This window comes from Nodosilinea sp. P-1105, from assembly GCF_012911975.1.
GTDB lineage: Bacteria > Cyanobacteriota > Cyanobacteriia > Phormidesmidales > Phormidesmidaceae > Nodosilinea.
The window spans coordinates 1-17,821 of the sequence record NZ_SMDQ01000005.1; the positions used below are offsets into that span (position 1 = coordinate 1).

General features: G+C 56.0%; 14 protein-coding genes. 12 read left to right on the forward strand and 2 right to left on the reverse strand.

Features of this window, described 5'->3' with window-relative positions; all coding sequences use genetic code 11:
* The 3 genes from E1H13_RS03530 to E1H13_RS03540 all read left to right on the forward strand — a co-directional run.
* Nucleotides 1-195, forward strand: a 195-nt coding sequence (locus E1H13_RS03530) for an IS1 family transposase (protein ID WP_240966398.1), incomplete at its 5' end; no start/stop codon positions are given.
* A gap of 147 nt (nt 196-342) precedes the next feature.
* Complete coding sequence (locus E1H13_RS03535; RefSeq protein WP_169612027.1) at nt 343-921, forward strand: Uma2 family endonuclease; 579 nt, start codon at nt 343-345, stop codon at nt 919-921.
* A 56-nt stretch (nt 922-977) separates the two neighbouring features.
* Entirely contained in the window at nt 978-2,579 is a 1,602-nt protein-coding gene (locus tag E1H13_RS03540) for a toll/interleukin-1 receptor domain-containing protein (protein WP_169612028.1), read from the forward strand.
* A 60-nt stretch (nt 2,580-2,639) separates the two neighbouring features.
* On the opposite strand, the gene E1H13_RS03545 is transcribed toward E1H13_RS03540, so the two are convergent.
* The gene (locus E1H13_RS03545) at nt 2,640-3,686 is read right to left on the reverse strand and encodes an iron ABC transporter substrate-binding protein (RefSeq protein ID WP_169612029.1); all 1,047 of its coding nucleotides are present in this window, start codon (nt 3,684-3,686) and stop codon (nt 2,640-2,642) included.
* 387 nt (nt 3,687-4,073) lie between these two features.
* Between E1H13_RS03545 and E1H13_RS03550 the strand changes: the two genes are divergently transcribed.
* From E1H13_RS03550 to E1H13_RS03590, 9 genes are all read left to right on the forward strand, one after another.
* Entirely contained in the window at nt 4,074-4,562 is a 489-nt protein-coding gene (locus E1H13_RS03550; RefSeq protein WP_169612030.1) for a hypothetical protein, read from the forward strand.
* 156 nt (nt 4,563-4,718) lie between these two features.
* A complete protein-coding gene (locus tag E1H13_RS03555; protein ID WP_169612031.1) occupies nt 4,719-5,564 on the forward strand; it encodes a PHP domain-containing protein in 846 nt (281 codons plus the stop codon).
* A 28-nt stretch (nt 5,565-5,592) separates the two neighbouring features.
* Nucleotides 5,593-9,273 (forward strand): CAAX protease, encoded by a 3,681-nt coding sequence (locus E1H13_RS03560; protein WP_169612032.1) that lies wholly within the window; start codon nt 5,593-5,595, stop codon nt 9,271-9,273.
* 353 nt (nt 9,274-9,626) lie between these two features.
* Nucleotides 9,627-10,892, forward strand: a complete 1,266-nt coding sequence (locus tag E1H13_RS03565) for a FecR family protein (protein WP_169612033.1) — start codon at nt 9,627-9,629, stop codon at nt 10,890-10,892.
* 346 nt (nt 10,893-11,238) lie between these two features.
* Nucleotides 11,239-12,420: a M20 family metallopeptidase gene (locus tag E1H13_RS03570; RefSeq protein WP_169612034.1), complete on the forward strand. Its 1,182-nt coding sequence runs from the start codon at nt 11,239-11,241 to the stop codon at nt 12,418-12,420.
* 218 nt (nt 12,421-12,638) lie between these two features.
* Nucleotides 12,639-14,009 carry a leucyl aminopeptidase family protein gene (locus E1H13_RS03575; RefSeq protein ID WP_169612035.1) on the forward strand — a complete coding sequence of 457 codons (1,371 nt, stop codon included), beginning with the start codon at nt 12,639-12,641 and terminating at the stop codon, nt 14,007-14,009.
* A gap of 61 nt (nt 14,010-14,070) precedes the next feature.
* Nucleotides 14,071-14,364: a hypothetical protein gene (locus E1H13_RS27165; RefSeq protein ID WP_240966400.1), complete on the forward strand. Its 294-nt coding sequence runs from the start codon at nt 14,071-14,073 to the stop codon at nt 14,362-14,364.
* Between the two features lie 107 nt (nt 14,365-14,471).
* The gene (gene argH, locus E1H13_RS03585) at nt 14,472-15,869 is read left to right on the forward strand and encodes an argininosuccinate lyase (protein WP_169612036.1); all 1,398 of its coding nucleotides are present in this window, start codon (nt 14,472-14,474) and stop codon (nt 15,867-15,869) included.
* Nucleotides 15,866-17,110: a tetratricopeptide repeat protein gene (locus tag E1H13_RS03590; RefSeq protein ID WP_169612037.1), complete on the forward strand. Its 1,245-nt coding sequence runs from the start codon at nt 15,866-15,868 to the stop codon at nt 17,108-17,110. Before argH ends, E1H13_RS03590 begins: the two co-directional genes overlap by 4 nt.
* Here E1H13_RS03590 and E1H13_RS03595 read toward each other — a convergent pair.
* The gene (locus E1H13_RS03595) at nt 17,098-17,742 is read right to left on the reverse strand and encodes a late competence development ComFB family protein (RefSeq protein WP_206069996.1); all 645 of its coding nucleotides are present in this window, start codon (nt 17,740-17,742) and stop codon (nt 17,098-17,100) included. The genes E1H13_RS03590 and E1H13_RS03595 overlap by 13 nt on opposite strands.
* Nucleotides 17,743-17,821: the final 79 nt, after the last annotated feature.

A 17,821-nucleotide genomic window follows, 5' to 3' on the forward strand; every position in this document is an offset into this window, starting at 1 on the left:
ACCAGTTACATCGAGCGTTTGAACAACACGTTGAGGCAGCGGGTGGCGCGACTGGTGAGAAAGACCCTGTCGTTCTCTAAAAAGCTCGAGAACCACATTGGGGCCATCTGGCTATTCATCCATGACTACAATCGCTGCATCAGAGAGAAGTTGGCCAAGCAAGGTCATCCGGTCTTTTCCTCTGGCCTGCACTAAAATTCACTACCCATAGCTCTACTGTCTTCTGCCTTCTGCCTCCTACCTTCTGCCTTCTGCCTCCTACCTTCTGCCTTCTGCCTTCTGCTTTCTGCCTTCTGCCTTTCTATTTAGATAATCCCGATAGCCCAATGGAGTTCTTTGGTGATGGTGCAGGTCAGTCCCCAACTCAACAGCTTTGATGACTTTCTAGCCCAGGTCGATGATCTTGAAGGCTACTATGAACTGTCCTATGGAGACCTGATTGAGATGCCGCCAGAATCTGATGAAAACCTTTGGCGAGCGATGAATCTATACGAAGCGCTTAAAACCTGTGTGGCTAGGTCTCAGATTCGACTACAGGGGCTAGCCCTGGCAGTACCAGGGCAGCCTAAGAATCGCTATCCTGATTTAACCGTACTACGGCCCGAGCATCCAGAGCAGATGAAGCCGTTAAAGCAAGCCGCCATCACCCTGGACATGGCCCCGCCCCAGTTGGTGGTAGAAGTGGTCAGCCCAGGGCCAGAAAATCATCGCCGCGATTACCGTGAAAAGCGCAACCAGTACGAGTGGCGCGGCATCCCAGAGTACTGGATCATTGATCCTGAACAGGCCCAGGTGGTGGTGCTCAGCCTCAAGGCCCAGGGTTATGAGGAAACCATCTATTCCGGGGATGTGCCGGTAGAGTCCCCCACGTTTCCCCAGTGGTGCCTCACTGCAGCGGCCATGTTAGCCCTTGACGATTGAACTGGGGTTCGTGACAGACATCCGCCATACTGGGGGCAACGATTAAGGTTCAGACCATGGCCTACTCCCTGTTCATCAGCTATTCCCGCCGGGAAACCCCCTTTGTGGTCGGCTTGCTAGAGGGGTTAGAGCGGGCCAAACTCAACGTCTGGCTAGACTTTCGTAATTTAATGCCAGGACACACCTGGAAAACACAAATTACTGACGCCATTGCCCAGCAGGACATATTTTTGCTGGTAGTTTCCCCAGCCTCGATGGCCTCGGCCAATGTGGAGTATGAATGGCGTCATGCCATGGCGCTTAAAAAGCGCATTATTCTGCTGATTTTTGAAGCCACGCCCCTGCCTGACGACCTGAAGTTATGTGAGTGGGTGGACTTTCGCCAGGTTTCGATGCCGACCGCCACTAAGCGACTGATTATCCGGCTGTCTTTTCCTCAACCGACTCAGATGCCGGTACCCGAAACGGGGTTTGAGGCCCCGTTTATTGTTTGGGTGACCTGCTTAGTGAGTGTCATTGTAGCGGTGATCACGATACCCAGCGTTTGGACCATTTATTTGCCCTACTACCTGCTACCACTGCCCTATCGGATTTTGAAACGAGACTTTAGTTTTTTTAATGTCCAAGGGGCGCTGATCATGTTACCCTTTTCTACCTTTTGGACGGGGATCATTTTCGTTGCCCATGAGACCATCCAAATGGCGACTATTTTCATGTTCTTACTTAGTTTGATTTTCTCGCCATTGTTGTGGCTGTTGCTGAGGCTCCCTGGGATGCGGCAGTGGGGCAAGCCAGTTGCCTCTCGACCCCGCTTCCCTAATCGCTACCAGCCTGATGCTGATAGCTGTCAGCCAGTAACCTTTACAGTGGATGCGGCCCCAGAGGATAGTCAATATGCCCAGGATATAATTCACCAGTTAGAACAATCTGGCCACCAGTATGTGACCGATGCAGAGGCTTGTGATCTGGTTATTTTGCTATTGTCAGCATTTAAGACAAGCTCTGCCTTTAACCCCCAAACGCAGATTGTTTATCCGGTGATTCTACAGGACGTTGATGGTATTGATCCTCGGTTTGGGGCGATTCAGTGGATTGACTTTAGGCGCGGCTTGGGTAATATCAAAGCATTTTCCAGGCTGCTGTCCCAGCCGGAAAAACTCTTGCATTCCCTGGGAATTGTTCCCGCCGGGAGACAGGTGGTTTTGCCGCCAGCGGTTCAGGCGATTAGTTTTTACTTAACCTTTATAGGCATCTTTTTCGTCGCCAGCCTGCTGTTTACTCTGGGGATCGAGCGATTCACCTTTCATCCGGTCTCGATCGCGATTTTGGTGGCGATCGCGGCGACTTTTTTAGCCATCGTTACGTTTACCAGAACCAGCCTGATCAGCCGTCGGGGGTATGTCACCTCTGGCTGGTCGCTGCTAGCCGCCATGGTGGGGCTGGGGGTTTGTGTTGGCTTGAAATTGCTGGTTGTATTGATTGAACACAGCCAACTGCCCCAGCATGACTTTCCCACCGCTAGCCAGATGAGTGTCTATGCTCTATTTGGGGCGATGCTGGCCTATGGGTTGGGCCTGGTGTACGTCGTATTTTGGAGCCTACTGTACTGGCAAGACTTACGACGCTGGTTTCCCAGGCGACCCAAACACCTTATGTAGGATGGGCACGGGCCTTGCCCTTTGCCCACCCTACGAGGGATTGTGTTGTCCAGAAATCGCCTAAAGAGCGCCTACCTCTTCCAGTAAAGCCAGGGTCCCTTCTAGGTCATCGAGATCGCTCAGGTCAATATCTGGGGCCTGAATTTGATCCAGCGGAATTTGATCTGCAGGCCCAGGGATACCGGCCACCAGGGGATATTCATTGGTTTCTTCGGCAAAGAAGCGCTGGGCTTCTGGGGTCAACAGAAATTCAATGAAGGCCAGGGCCGCCTCTTCCTGCTCGGTGGTGTTGATGATCGCCACCCCAGCGACGTTGATCATCGCCCCAGCATCATCTTGGGTATTGTGCTGAGCTACCGGAAAATTAGGGTCTTCTGCCTTGAAGCGACCCAGATAGTAGTTATTGACCAGGCCAATTTCCACTTCTCCCCGGCCCAGGGCTTCGACAATGGCGGTGTTGTTGCGTAGGGGCACCGCGTCGTTGGCCATTAAGTCCTCTAGCCATTCTCTAGTGCGGTCTTCCCCTTCCGTCAGCCGCATCGCAGTCACAAAAGCCTGAAATGAGCCGTTGGTGGGGGCCCAACCGACTCGACCGTTCCACTCTGGCTCGGTGAGGGCCCAAACAGAGTCGGGCAATTCGTCTTCACTCACCAGGTCGGTGTTGTAGTTCAACACCCGTGACCGGCCCGAAATGCCAATCCACTGGCCCTCGGGCGATCGCAGTCGACTATCCACTTGTTCCAGCAGGTCCGAGGGAATCGTGGCGGTAAGGTTTTCATGCTGCAATGCGCCCAAGGCCCCGGCATCTTGCCCAAAGAAAAGATCTGCTGGGGTATTGTCCCCTTCTTCTAGGATGGCAGCGGCCAGTTCAGCGGTATCGCCATAGCGGACACTGACTGGAATCCCAGTTTCCGTTTCAAATTGCTCAAGCAATTCGCCAATCAGCGATTCGCCCCGCCCAGAGTAAATGACCAGGCTCTGGAATTCCGCCCCATCCGTAGGCTCTGGAGCACCTGGATCGACCGCTGTGGGTTGTTCACAGGCAATGGCCAGGGTACCGGCGATCGCCGCAACACCCACATAATTCAACAGCGTTCTACGTTTCATCAAACAGTCTCCGTCACACAATTCACAATGATTGATAATGAGCAGGAGCAACCCAGGGATAATGGCAATTAATCTTATCAGCGCCATGGCTCGATCAACTAACTGGTCAGGGGTACGTGGCCTAGGCAACAGGCAAACAAAAGCCCCTGGGCAGCAGACATTCCAACCAGAGAATGCTCAAAAAATAGCTGTTCTCTGCTAATGTTTGCCTAGACAGGGTCCAATCCCGAGTTACTCTAATGAGAGTAAATCTCATTTAAAATGACCTTAGCTGAATTGTGCCATTTTCGCAAATCTATATGCCAGCAGGCAGGAACGCCTGCGACCAGCAAGACGGTTGACCTGGTGGGTGACAATGGCCTTAGTCCTGATTGATCAAGATGGCCCATGGCTATGCTGACCTTTGCTACTCCTCGCGATCGCGACCAGGCGGCCCAACTGATGCAGCCCTGTCTGATCCGAGTGATTGACAACATTCGTAAGCACACCGAGAACTTAGATTGGCGCAGTGACTATGTGGAGCAGCTGATGTGGTCTGCGGACACCACGGAGGCCCAGCGGCAACAGGTCAAAGCCCTCGCCGCCCAGCTAGAAACGGCTGAACCAGACGCCGCGATCGCCATTCGCCAACAGCTCGATCAACTCCCTACCCCGGCACCCGCCTATGAGCTACGCCTCAGCCGTGACGATCGCACCGTGACCCTAGATATATGGGAGTTGTGTTTTCAAGTTTGTTTTTATGCTTATAGTCTTGATCAACCAGTCACAGTGGATGAGAGCCTATGGGATAAAACTGGCGATATTGATTGGCTGGTGCTGGATGAGAAGGCGCAGGAAATTGTTGTTAGCGCCATTAACCGATTAATAGAGAGTTAGAGCCTCAGCTCATGGCTGGTCTCTATCATTGCCCAAAAATCTCCGGCGGGTTTAGACCATTCTGGGAACTCTAAGCATTGGTGATACAAGCATTAGTGATAATGGGGAAGCCGCCAGCCAGGCCCAAATAGTCCCCTTCCCTCATCGGTTGAATTCATGCTTGATTTACATAGCCACACCACCTTTTCTGATGGCACTTTGACGCCCCAAGCCCTGGTCACCAAAGCCATTCAGGCCAGGGTAAAGGCGTTGGCCATTACCGACCATGACACCCTAGCTGGGTGGGATGAGGCTAGGGCCGCCGCTGCCGGGACCGGGTTAACCCTCGTCCCTGGGGTGGAACTCAGCACCACAGAAAATAGGCGATCGCTGCATATTTTGGGGTACTATCCCCATCGTCCGACCCTAGAACCCGCCCTGGCCGAGATGCTAGAGGGGCGGCGGCAGCGGGCCCAAGCTATGGTCAGCAAGCTGGCCGATCTGGGCTATCCCATCGAGTTACCCCCCAGAGCCAAGAACATGGCCCCGGGACGACCTCACCTGGCGCTGGCGCTGGTCCGGGCTGGTCACGCTAGCTCCAGCCGCGAAGCCTTTGACCGGTGGTTGGGGGACAATGGCCCCGCCTATGTGGCCTATGAGAAGTTTTCAGCGATCGAGGGCATTCAGCTGCTGCGACGGTGCGGCGCAGTACCCGTGTGGGCTCACCCTTACCTGTTTCGGGGCGGCACCGTAGAGACCCTACTGCCCCAACTGGTCAACGCGGGGCTGATGGGGCTTGAAGTTTATCATCCCAGCCACAGTCCCAGCGAAATTCGGCGTTTAGAAGTATACTGCCGTCAGTACAGCCTGCTTCTGACGGGTGGGAGTGATTACCATGGTCCTGCTGTTGATGGCACTAAGGGTAACCATGCCGAGTTGAATCAGCTCCAGGTTTCCCTGGACCTCTTGCCCCCCTTACAGCAGGCAGCAGCGGCTCTCAAGGGTATGCCAGCGCCTGTATAAGTTTTCCAATACTTTCCCAATCACGTTAATGATCAGCCCCACTCCTGACACCCTATGGCAAGTGCTGGAGGGAGTTCTTACCCTTGACCCCAGTGCCTTTCGAGCTGTACAGCAGTTTCCGCCCAATGTTGTCAGCGGGTTAACCGTATCAATTGTCTTTTTAGCCGGGTTTTCCCAGGCATTAGCCCAGGGAATTATTTTATTTGTCAATCGAGTCAGACCGCTGCGGTTTGCCATTAGTTTAATTCTGGCGGCAGTGCTGTTTGTGGTGGGCTACTGGTTTTGGGCCGTTAGTATTTGGTTTTCCAGCCGCTGGTTTTTAGCTGCGCCCATCCCCTGGCAGACGGTGGCCCATAGCTTAGCCCTCAGCTATTTACCGTTGGTGCTCAGTTTTTTTGGGGCGATGCCCTACTTGGGAGTCCCCATTCTACGGCTATTGGCAGTGTGGAACCTGCTGGCAGTGGTGGTCGGATTTACTGTACTCGCTGGTTTATCAGCCGGGCAGGTGGTCTGGCAGGTGGGGCTGGGCTGGGTGGTGTTCCAGGTACTGCAACAAACGGTGGGTCAACCGATTGTCAGCTTAGGGCGATGGCTGACAAACCGGGTGGCCGGGGTAAAGCTGGTGGTCAACCGGGCTCAGCTTCAGGACTTGGTGGGGGCCTATCCGCTGGGGCCGACGCATAGCCAGGCGATCGCCCCAGCCCCAGCCAGCCCGACTTCCCCCTGCCTACCCCCAGACTCAGACCCAACCGCCCCAGCCGCCCTATCGTCATCGTTTGGGTCGGGCCTATTCAGCCTTGTGTCGGGTTGGCATCGCCAATTTCAACGGCTTTGGCTTTACATTGGCCTGGCCGTATTGTCTCTGGGGGTCGCCATCAGCCTAGATCCTCTGCGAGAGGCCATTCTCGCCTGGCATGGTCAAACTATTCCGGCCGCCCGGCTAGCGGTTGACCTGCTGTGGATTGGCGCGATCGCCCTGGTGGTTGGGGCCTTGCTGGCTCCCCTAGAGGCCCTGGGCTGGTGGGCTGGTTGGTACGGTGACCCCGTCAATACCTTGGCTGTTAGCGGCGATGGCACCCGGGCTGCCCCCAATTCCCACCGACAGCGCTTCATCGTTTACTTAGATGGGGTGAATCAGGCCACTGCCGATTACCAGCCGGCGGTAGCCAAATACCTCGCCCAACTCGAGCAACGCCTACCTTCGTCCATGGTCTTAGTCAAAGGGCTGATGCCCTATTCTGTGCTGAACCGGGCTCTGACCCAAGATCGTCCCCTGGCGTTTTTCTGGCGTTGGGTTGAGGGAGTATCGCAACGGTTGCGGCTAGGTCACTGGGTGGGGATGGTGATTAATCTACGCAACATTTTGATTGTGACGGTGTCTGCTGATCCGCGCTACGGCCCCATCTATAACCAGGGCATTGCCCAGCAGGCCTATGAAAGCCTACTCCGAGCTGGCTATCCGCCGGAGGGGGGGGTCCCCATTACCCTGATCGGCTATAGTGGCGGCGGCCAAATTGCTATGGGTATTATGCCGTTCTTAAAACAGGCATTAGAGGCTTCCATTGAAGTCATTTCCCTGGGGGGGGTAATCAGTGGGAATATGCAAGCCCTAGAAGTCGAACAGCTTTACCAGTTGGCTGGGTCTAAAGACAAGGTGGAACGACTAGGCGCGATTATGTTTCCCCGGCGCTGGGCGATCGCCCCTCTCTCCTACTGGAACCGGGCCAAACGCAAAGGCAAAATTAGCTTTATTCCCCTGGGTCCCGTCGGTCACCAGGTGCCCGGCGGGATTGTCGATGACCAGGCGTTTTTGCCCGATGGTCGCAGCCACTTAGCGCAAACCCTGCAGATCACCCAGGAAATTCTGGCCGGAGACCTGCGTCAACTACTGGACCTGCGCAGAATTCAGGTGCTCAACCTGGGGAATTACTATCGGTTTAAGGCCGCTCCCTTTAACCAGGTGGCCTACTACCCGGCCGGACTCGTGCCCCCTGAGCCCTGGTATCAGCCCGTGGGGAATTGGGTGGGGCGGTTGATTCTGCCTAGGGCTTCCCAACGGGCTAGCCTCGATGGGGTGTTCATGGAGCTACTCCATGTCCCGCCAGCCCATCGGGCTTGGGTAGGACAGGTGGTGGTGCTGCGGTGGTCCTATCCGCCAGCCATGGCCAAACGGTTTCAGACAGTCACCCGAGACATCCACTTTAGTGCCGAAGCTGAATACTCCCATCGCCAGGGGCTGATTCTCCCCAGTCGCCTGAATCACTGGCGCATGGTCACCCCCTTAGAGTCACTGGCTGGGGCCCATCCGGTTGATGACATCATGGTTAAGCTTCCCGAGCCAGTAAAGGTGACTGGCAACGTTGCTGGCCCCGTTGATGGGGCAGAGTCACCGCTGGTGTTAACCATCACCCGCGAGCCCATTCAAGTATCCGGTCGCTATTACGGGCTGGTGCGGTTTATTGGGCCATTAGATGATGACCCGGACCGCTATCGGGTGGTGCATTACAACCCTGCCACGGCTGAATTTGATGGACTGGCAGAAACCGTGTGGCTACCTCAGGTGGTTCCAGACATTAACGATACGGCCCCGGCGGTTAACCAAAATCTAGAACAAAATTCCTTGAATCAAACCGGCTGGTACATTTATGGTGCCCTGACTCAGGCGGGGGACTTTGTGGTGCAAGCCCTGCGGCCCCGACGGCTGTTTCAGGTGGCCCCTACCCAGATGATCAACGGCATCAGTCGGGGGTATCGCTATCTGCGGCGTCAGTCCTGGAACCACCTGGAACAAAAGAAAAATACCATCGAGTCGGTGTTGATTAGCCCGACCAAAGCCGCTGCCACCGATCCATTAGCCCAGTGGAAGCGGGGGGATCAGGCCCTGTTAGTCCATGTCTATGGGGGCATTGGCGGGGCTAAGCGAGAACCCGCCGTGCGGGGGCCAATATACTTTGGCCACTTTGCCTACGGCTTGGCCACGGTGGTGCAGGACCCGATCACCCAAGAGTTGCAGTTTGATATCCGCTATCACCAGGTCTATACCCATAACCGGCGAGGGCTGGTGGCCGGGGTGCTAGATTGGTCCCTCTATATGGGCGATCGCCAGTGGGGTTTTCTGGGCACCCGCCCTGTATCCGATATTTTGATTAAACTACCGGCCTACACCCAACCGTTCACCCTGGATCACCAATCCTGGTCAGCCCTGGATGACCTCTGCCAGGAACTCGAGGTGATGACAGCCCGGTATCGCACTGGCGACGGCACTGGCGTCACCTATGTGGGGCCTGCTAATAATTGCGCCCAAGACTCTAACCAGGCGATGTATGCCAGTGCTAAATATCTGGAGGACACCTTGATGGACCACCAGACCCACCTGAAAGCCTGGGAGGTGAGCGATCCGGCCCAGGCTAAACAGTTTCGACAACTGCTGCGGCTACGGAAATCCATTCAGCGAGAACTGCTCCCCTTTGGCAGTGCCCGGGCCGACTGGGAAACCGACGATGAGTCCTTAGGCAGTAACCTAGCTGATTTCCCCTTAAAGGCCCTAGGCCGGGGTTTGATCAGCTGGCGCACAATGTTGCCACGCAAAGCCAGCGATACCATCGCCCGGTTGTGTTTAAGGCACGGGGCTACCCTTTGGGTACTGCGCACCAACCAGGTAGGCGGTGACGATCCCGAGATTGAGCCCATTGCCCCCATCACCCTGTAATTTCCCTGAGGCATTGACCATGCTTTACAAGAACTTTGTCAAAGCCGCTAGCCTGGGCTTAGCCTCCCCTTGCCCCTGACCGCCCCGGACTCATGCTAAGCACCATCGGGCTTTACGGGCATTAAGGCGTACGGTTCCCCACCAGCCTGGGTGGCTGAGGTCAGACCTGATGTTGAACCCCTAAAGGCTTTCTACAAATGTAAAGCTACGATAGAGTAAATTCTTAAGACTTCACGATTCTCTTACGGATCTGCTAAAACTTCGTAAGAACACTTAGGTAGGTCATCGGCTAAATCAACGTTTTCGTGTAGCCAAGGCTGACCAGCTCTTTCCTCGGTGGTGTTATGGGCAATATGGGCAAATCTCAAATTCTACGGTTTGGCGCCCGGGCATTTCAGGCCAGCGGTACGGTTTGTCTGTTACTGGTCAGCGTCTTAGGCCAGGTTGTCCAGGCCAATGTGCCCTTAACCCGCGCCGATATTCAAGCTCTGCGCAATCGGGTCGAGTATATTCCCCGGGGGCGAGCAGCCCGAGCGGCCAGGCTCTCAGACTTCTTAGCCGTTGGTGATTCCCTGAGGACGGCGGCCTCTTCCCTAGCAGAGTTACGCTTCAACGATGGGTCTCTGGCCCGAGTCGGTGAGCGAGCTACCTTTCGCTTTGTCCCGAACACGCGCAACTTTCGGCTTTCGAATGGCACGATGTTGCTCCTAATCCCTCCCGGTCGGGGCCGCAGTACTATCCAAACCCCTAGTGCGGTCACGGGGATTCAGGGGTCCGCTGTGGTGGTGCGCCACATAGAATCTCGGGATATGACCATTGTCATGGCCTTGACCAACAATCCCGCTGGCCCCATGACCATTACTACCGCTGGCTGTAGCAATGGCCAAGCTTCAGGCTGTGCCGGTGGTGAGCAGGCCCTGTATGCGGGGCAAATGGCCGTAGTGCAGCATAACCGAATTGAAGTCCTGGATTTCGACCTGCGTATCTTTCATCAAACCAGCCCACTACTCGACGGACTAGAGCTGGATAACCTGGATGCAGATTCTCCCTTAGGGCCAGAACTACAGGCGGTGCGCCAAGAGACCAGTGAAGCGCTGGAAAGTAGTCCCTCTTTCTCGGAAGGGACTGTGATTAACCCAGTCGCTATTTCAATCGACAGCACCGAGGAAATGGCTAGCCCTCAGCCCTGGTTACTATCTCCTACCCATGCTGGGGAAAGTGACCTGACCCGAGCTCGAAATGTGCTGGTGCCCACCGCCACCTTGCCCAATGCAGAGGCCAGCCAAATTCCTGATGACGTTGCTGTCCCAGCCCTACCAGTGTCACCTCAGCCCGACCTGATGCCAGAAGAACCTGGTACGGCGCCAGAGCCCCCCGTACCTTCGACGCCCCCAGCGCTACCAACCCCACCGGAGCAAGTACGACCTGAGCCGACACCAACACCAAACCAACCCCCACCAACCCCTGATCCGACACCAAACCAACCAGCGACCCCTAATCCCCCTGGCAGTGGGCCTGTACCCGCTAGTCCTCCGCCCTTTACTGGCGGACAAGATTTTCCAGGTCAACCACCCATTGATTCACCAGTGGACTTCGCGCCTCCGGATAAGCAGCCTTGAGAACCTTAGACAGGTGATGATGGTGGCCGATTAGCGGGGCTACCCAGTGGCTAATAGTCAATATCCTGGGAATGCGATGGAGCGCTCTCAGGATATTTGGCTTCGGTTGACCAGCCCTTCCTGATACCTGGCACCTAGAACCTGACACCCCTACTCAAGGTAGGCATATAAACCAGATCCAAGTCCAGACCTAGAGTTCTGCCTGTGGGAAAACTCCAGATTCCGAGCTGGACTTGGTATATCTACTAGCCAGTACCAGGTTTTCTCAGCTAAGGAGATACTCCCTGAGCGCATTGTTGCAGTTTTCCTTAAGCTAAAGATAACCATTACCGCCAGTCCTCCATTCATGCTGAGTCAGATCAAGTCTATTGTTGAGACCATTACCCCCCGACTGATTGAAATTCGCCGTCATCTGCACAGTCATCCTGAACTCAGCGGCCAAGAATATAAAACGGCTGCCTATGTGGCGGGGGTTTTATCGTCCTGTGGGCTACGGGTGCAGGAACTGGTGGGTAAAACTGGGGTGGTGGCCGAATTGCCCGGCAATGGCGATCGCCGGTTACTGGCTATCCGAGCTGACATGGATGCCCTGCCGATCATTGAGCGGCTAGAGTTGCCCTATGTGTCCACTCAACTCGGGATCATGCATGCCTGCGGTCATGATGTGCACACCACTGTGGGCTTGGGCACTGCTATGGTACTGGCCCAACTGGGGGTACCGTTACCGGGCCCAGTGCGTTTCTTGTTTCAACCGGCCGAAGAAACGGCCCAGGGGGCCCGCTGGATGATTGAAGACGGGGTGATGGAAGGGGTTTCTGCTGTTTTGGGACTGCATGCCTATCCCTCTGTGCCAGCTCGCACCATCGGCATTCGCTACGGGGCGTTAACCGCTGCTGCCGATGATTTAGAAATTACGATTATGGGTGAGTCAGGCCACGGGGCTCGGCCCCATGAAGCGATCGATGCCATTTGGATTGCCTCCCAGGTGGTGACCACGCTGCAACAGTCCATTAGTCGCACCCAGAATCCACTGCATCCGGTAGTGCTCACCATTGGGCAAATTAGCGGGGGCCGGGCCCCTAATGTGATTGCTGATACGGTTAAGCTGTCAGGGACAGTGCGATCGCTGCATCCCGACACCCGCCATCACCTACCCCAGTGGATCGACAACATCATTGCCGGGGTCTGCCAACCCTACGGGGCCAAATATGAGATCAACTTTCGCCGGGGGGTGCCTTCGGTGCTCAACGATCCGGCCCTCACCGAATTAACGGCTCGGTGTGCCAGCGATGCCCTCGGCCGTGAGCAGATCCAGCTGATTCACGAACCCTCCCTAGGGGCCGAAGACTTTTCCCTGTACCTGGAGCATGCCCCAGGCACCATGTTTCGCCTAGGGATAGGGTTTACTGATCGGGCCGTCAACTACCCCCTGCACCATCCCAAATTTGAAGTGGATGAAACCGCGATCGCCGCTGGCGTCATAACCCTAGCCTATGCCAGTAGCCAATATTGGCAAAGCTCAGCCTGACCAATTCAGCCTGCCTAAGTGCATTCCAGCTCAACACCCGATTCAGCCTATGGGCTCGACCCTGGATAGGATGTTTCCTCCCAGATATTTCGTTAGCTGGAATCCGCTAAGGCGATAGTCAGTCATGGGGTTAGCGGCATCCGCCACCGCATTGCCCTACTGCTATAGCTCAAACTCATATAGACTAAACCAATTTTGGTGCATATTTCCCGGAGGACATGACCTTGGCAACGCCAATTCCCATTTACTTGGTGACAGAGACCGAGCTGACTCAGGATCACCCTGATAGCCAGCCATGGGCAGCGGCCACCGGATTTAAAGGGGCACCCAACAGTAGCTGTCTGGTACCTGGGGAAAACGGTACCCTAGCTAAGGTGCTGGTGGGCAAGCCTGATCCGGTAGATACGTGGACATTGGGGCTGTTGCCCAAAGCTCTCCCCCCCCAAACCTACACCCTGGCCGATTCCTGGTCTCCGGCATTAGCCACCCAACTCTGGCTGGGCTGGCGGCTGGGGGAGTACAGCTTCTCTGAGTACAAACGGCAACCAGCGGCACCGGTAGCCCAGTTGGTTCCCCCGACTGGTGCCAATCACGCCTACGTTGCCCACACCGTAGCGGCCACCACCCTGGTGCGAAATTTGATCACCACTCCCGCTGGGGATATGGGGCCCGCCCAACTGGAGGCGGCGGCCCAAGCTCTCGCCGATACCCACTCCGCCAACCTCACCGTCATCTGCGGCGATGCTCTGCTAAAGCAAAACTACCCTATGATTCACGGCGTCGGGCGGGCCTGTGCCCAGCCTCCCCGGTTGTTAGACCTGACCTGGGGAAATCCAGAGGCTCCTAAAGTTACCTTGGTAGGTAAAGGGGTCTGCTTCGACACCGGTGGCCTGGACGTTAAGCCCGCTGCTGGCATGAAGTTGATGAAAAAAGATATGGGCGGTGCCGCCAATGTCCTGGGCCTGGCCGAGATGATCATGGGCTTGCAATTGCCGGTCCACTTGCGGGTCTTGATTCCAGCGGTGGAAAATAGTATTTCCAGTCAGGCGATCCATCCCCTGGATGTGTTGCCATCCAGGCGGGGGCTGACAGTAGAGGTAGGAAACACAGACGCAGAAGGACGGCTGATTTTGGCCGATGCCCTCTGGGAAGCCGTCTGCGAAGAGCCTGAACCCCAGTTGGTGATCGATTTTGCCACCTTAACTGGGGCGGCCCGCATTGCCCTGGGTACTGAATTGCCGGCCTGTTTCAGCAATCGACCAGCGATCGCTGACAAGTTACTCGCTTGCGGCCTAGCGGTGGATGATCCGTTATGGCAGTTGCCCTTGCATCAGCCTTATCGGGCCATGTTAGACAGTAGCGTGGCTGACCTATCGAATATTTCCAGTAATGCTTACGGTGGATCGATTACTGCAGCGCTGTTTCTGCAAGAGTTTACTCGCCCTGAGATTCCCTGGGTACATATCGACCTGATGGCTTGGAACCTGCGTTCTCTACCTGGCCGCCCCGAGGGCGGCGAGGCGATGGGTATACGAGCTGTGTTTGAGCTAATTAAACAAACCGTAGCCGCCATCCCTGAACAGATATAATCGCCAAGGGAGCCCCTAGTGTATAGTTTGGATGCACTGTTAGCCCAGCGCCATAGACGTTATGACTCAGTTTTCCTCTCCTTCATCATCCTTGCCTGGGGTTGTTAAAACCCTATTGCACCCCATTACCCTTGAACCGGCCGTCCCTCCCCAGGGAGAGTCAGTGATGCTGACTTTACAGACACCTGGGGTGGCGGAATCCACTCAATCGATGGTTTTAGCCCAACAATTTGATCAAGATATTTTGGGGGATATGGCCTCCCTTTGGAATACGTTTATTGAGTCAGGTCAGGTATGGGCCTTACTGATTGGATTTTTGATCGGCTATATGCTGCGGGGTATCACCGCCTACTAAACCAGATTCAAGTCCAGACCTGGAGTTCTGCCTGTGGGAAAACTCCAGATCCCGGGCTGGACTTGGTATAAGCCATAGCCGCCATCTGCTCAGGGAGAGCTAAACCGTTGGATACATCACCCCCTCAGACTTGGAGTCAGCGCTTTGAGACGGCATTGCACCCGGCGATCGCCCAGTTTAATGCCAGCATTGGCTTTGATATTCAGCTGATCGAGTACGATCTGACCGGCTCGGAAGCCCATGCCAAAATGCTGGTCAAGACCGGCATCATTAGCCCCGAAGAGGGGCAGCAGATTGTCCATGGACTGGAGGCGATTCGCCAGGAATATCGCCAGGGCACCTTTAACCCTGGAATTGAAGCCGAGGACATCCACTTTGCGGTCGAGCGACGACTGACAGAACTGATTGGGGCGGTGGGCAAAAAGCTGCACACCGCCCGATCGCGCAATGACCAGGTAGGCACCGATATCCGCCTGTACCTACGGGCCCAAATTGAAGCCCTACAAGCCCAGTTGCAGCAGTACCAGCGGGCGCTACTGGCCATTGCCGAGGAGCATGTGGAAACCCTGATTCCTGGCTATACCCACTTGCAGCGAGCCCAGCCCCTAAGCCTGGCCCACCATCTGTTGGCCTACGTCAACATGGCCCAGCGGGACTGGGAGCGGCTGCAAGATGTGCAAAAGCGGGTGAATATTTCTCCCCTGGGCTGTGGGGCTCTGGCAGGCACTACCTTTCCCATCGATCGTCAGTATGCGGCAGAATTGTTGGGGTTTGAGCGGGTCTATGGCAATAGCCTGGATGGGGTCAGCGATCGCGACTTTGCGATCGAATTTGCCTGCGCCGCCAGTTTAATCATGGTGCACCTGTCGCGCCTGTCAGAAGAGATGATTCTCTGGGCCTCCGAGGAGTTTAGCTTTGTTACCCTCAATGACAGTTGCTCCACTGGCTCCAGCATCATGCCCCAAAAGAAAAACCCCGACGTGCCAGAGCTGGTGCGGGGCAAAACGGGTCGGGTATTTGGCCACTTGCAGGGGCTGCTGGTGATGATGAAGGGCTTGCCCCTGGCCTACAACAAAGACCTACAAGAGGACAAAGAGGCCCTGTTCGATACCGTCCAAACGGTGCGGGGTTGCCTGGAAGCCATGGCCATTTTGTTAGCAGAAGGGGTTACTTTCCGGGTGCCTCGACTGCGCCAGGCAGTCAACGAAGACTACGCCAACGCTACCGACGTGGCCGATTACCTGGCCACCAAAGGGATTCCGTTTCGAGAGGCCTATAACCTGGTGGGGCAGGTGGTCAAAACCTCCCTGGGCTCTGGCAAACTCTTGCGGGAGCTAACCCTAGAGGAATGGCAAGCCATTCACCCGGCCTTCGAGGCCGACATTTACGATGCCATTACCCCCCAACAGGTGGTCTCGGCCCGTAACAGCTATGGCGGCACTGGCTTTGACCAGGTACGCCAGGCCCTACAACGGGCCCAGCAAGCCCTAGGAGACAGCGAATGACCATTAGCCTTTGCGTGATTGTCAAGGATGAGGCCACCACCCTGGGCCGCACCCTAGAGAGTGCTGAGGCCGTGGTGGATGAGATTATCGTGGTGGACACCGGCTCCACCGACGACACCATGGCCATCGCCCAGGCCCACGGCGCTAAGGTCCATGCCATTGGCTGGAGCCAAGATTTTGCCGCAGCTCGTAACGCCAGCCTCCGCTACGCCACGGGGGATTGGGTACTGGTGTTGGATGCCGATGAGGTGCTGCAACCCGAGGCGGCCCAAGCCCTGCGGCGGCTAGACCAGGGCCAGCCCCTGGGGGACATTCCGGCCCAGGCCATACTGGCGGTCACCCTATTCCGGCTAGAGGTGGGTGCCCCCCAGGCCCCCTACACCCTGATCACCCGTTTTTTTCGCCGTCAACCAGAGATTAGCTTCAGCCGCCCGTACCATGAAACCGTGGACGACAGTATCGCTGCCTTGCAGGCCCAAGCCCCCCACTGGCAGGTGGTGAGCCTAGCCGACGTGGCCCTGCACCACACAGGCTATGCGCCTGAGGTAGTCGCCCAGCGGGGCAAATTTGACCGGGCCCGTACGATTATGGAGCAGTACCTGGCTCAGCATCCGGACGATGGCTATCTGCTCAACAAGCTGGCGGCTCTCTACATTGAAGCTGACAACCCGGTCGCAGCCCTACCCCTACTCGATCGCGCCCTAGCCCAACCTGAGTCTGTCCTCGATCCGATCACCCGTTACGAGTTGCACTACCACCGGGCCTTAGCCCAAAGGCAGACCAACCTTGATCAGGCCAGTCAAGACTATAAGGCGGCATTGACTCAGCCTGTACCGCCAATGCTGAAGCTGGGGGCCTGGGTTAACTTTGGCAGCCTCCAGAAAGCCCAGGGGGAATTACTAGACGCGATCGAGCTGTTTCAACAGGCGATCGCCGTGGACCCCAACCTGGCTGTAGCCCACTTTAACCTGGGTGCCGCCCAGCGTGCCCGAGGCTACCTGGATGAGGCGATCGCCGCTTACCGCCAGGCGATCGCCCTACAGCCAGACTATCCCGAGGCCCATCAAAATTTGGGGGTAGCCCTGTTTAAGCTAGGTCGCCTGCCGGAAGCCTTACAGTCCTTTAGGCAGGCGGTGCAGCTGTACGATCGCTCTGACCCGGCCTATGCCGCCAGCCTGAGACAGGGAATTCGTGGTCTGGGGATTCCGCCAGCGATGCTAGCCCAGGCTCACTTGGCGTAGCGGGGGTCATTCCAATCAAACTGAGCGCCCCCCGTAGAGTCGTGGGATTTTTGCCAAGACACTTCGGAGCCGTAGGTGCCTGGCCGCCAGTAGGAGGCATGATGATCGTCTTTGCTTTTGGCATCTCCTTGGCTAGTCATAGAGCTAGTGGGAGGGGTGCGGTAGCGGCTGCGGTGGGACGGTTCTGAGCCCAGGCCAGGATAACGATTCCCACGCCGACCCAACACCACCTGCAAGTGATCGACAATGCCCTCCCAGCTCAGGTCAGGCTGGTCTAGCATCTGGCGTAAGGACTCTAATGCCTCCTGGGCCGACTGACTGTCATTGATTTTGAGGGGTTCTGAGACCCGGATGGGATCGACCTGCACAGCCGCGATCGCCTGGCGTACCGCATTTTTAATTTGGGCAAAAAGCTCGCGCTTTGCCTTTTCATATTGGTGTCGCCACCCTTTTTCACTAGAGGCGTAAAGACTGGGAAGTCGATTCAGAGCATAGGTTTCTACTTCTTCAGACTTGAGGTACTTTAGGACTCGGGGCGATAGGGCCTGGGTCTGCCTTTGCACTTCCTCTGAAACTAGCAACTCCATCACATTGATGTGAGGACGCCGAGTAACGTCACGAACGATTTTCATAACCCACCCCATCTCTATGGTGTAGACAACTGAAGCCAGCCTGTTAGCAAAGGGACCCCATACGGTGGATGCGCCTGAT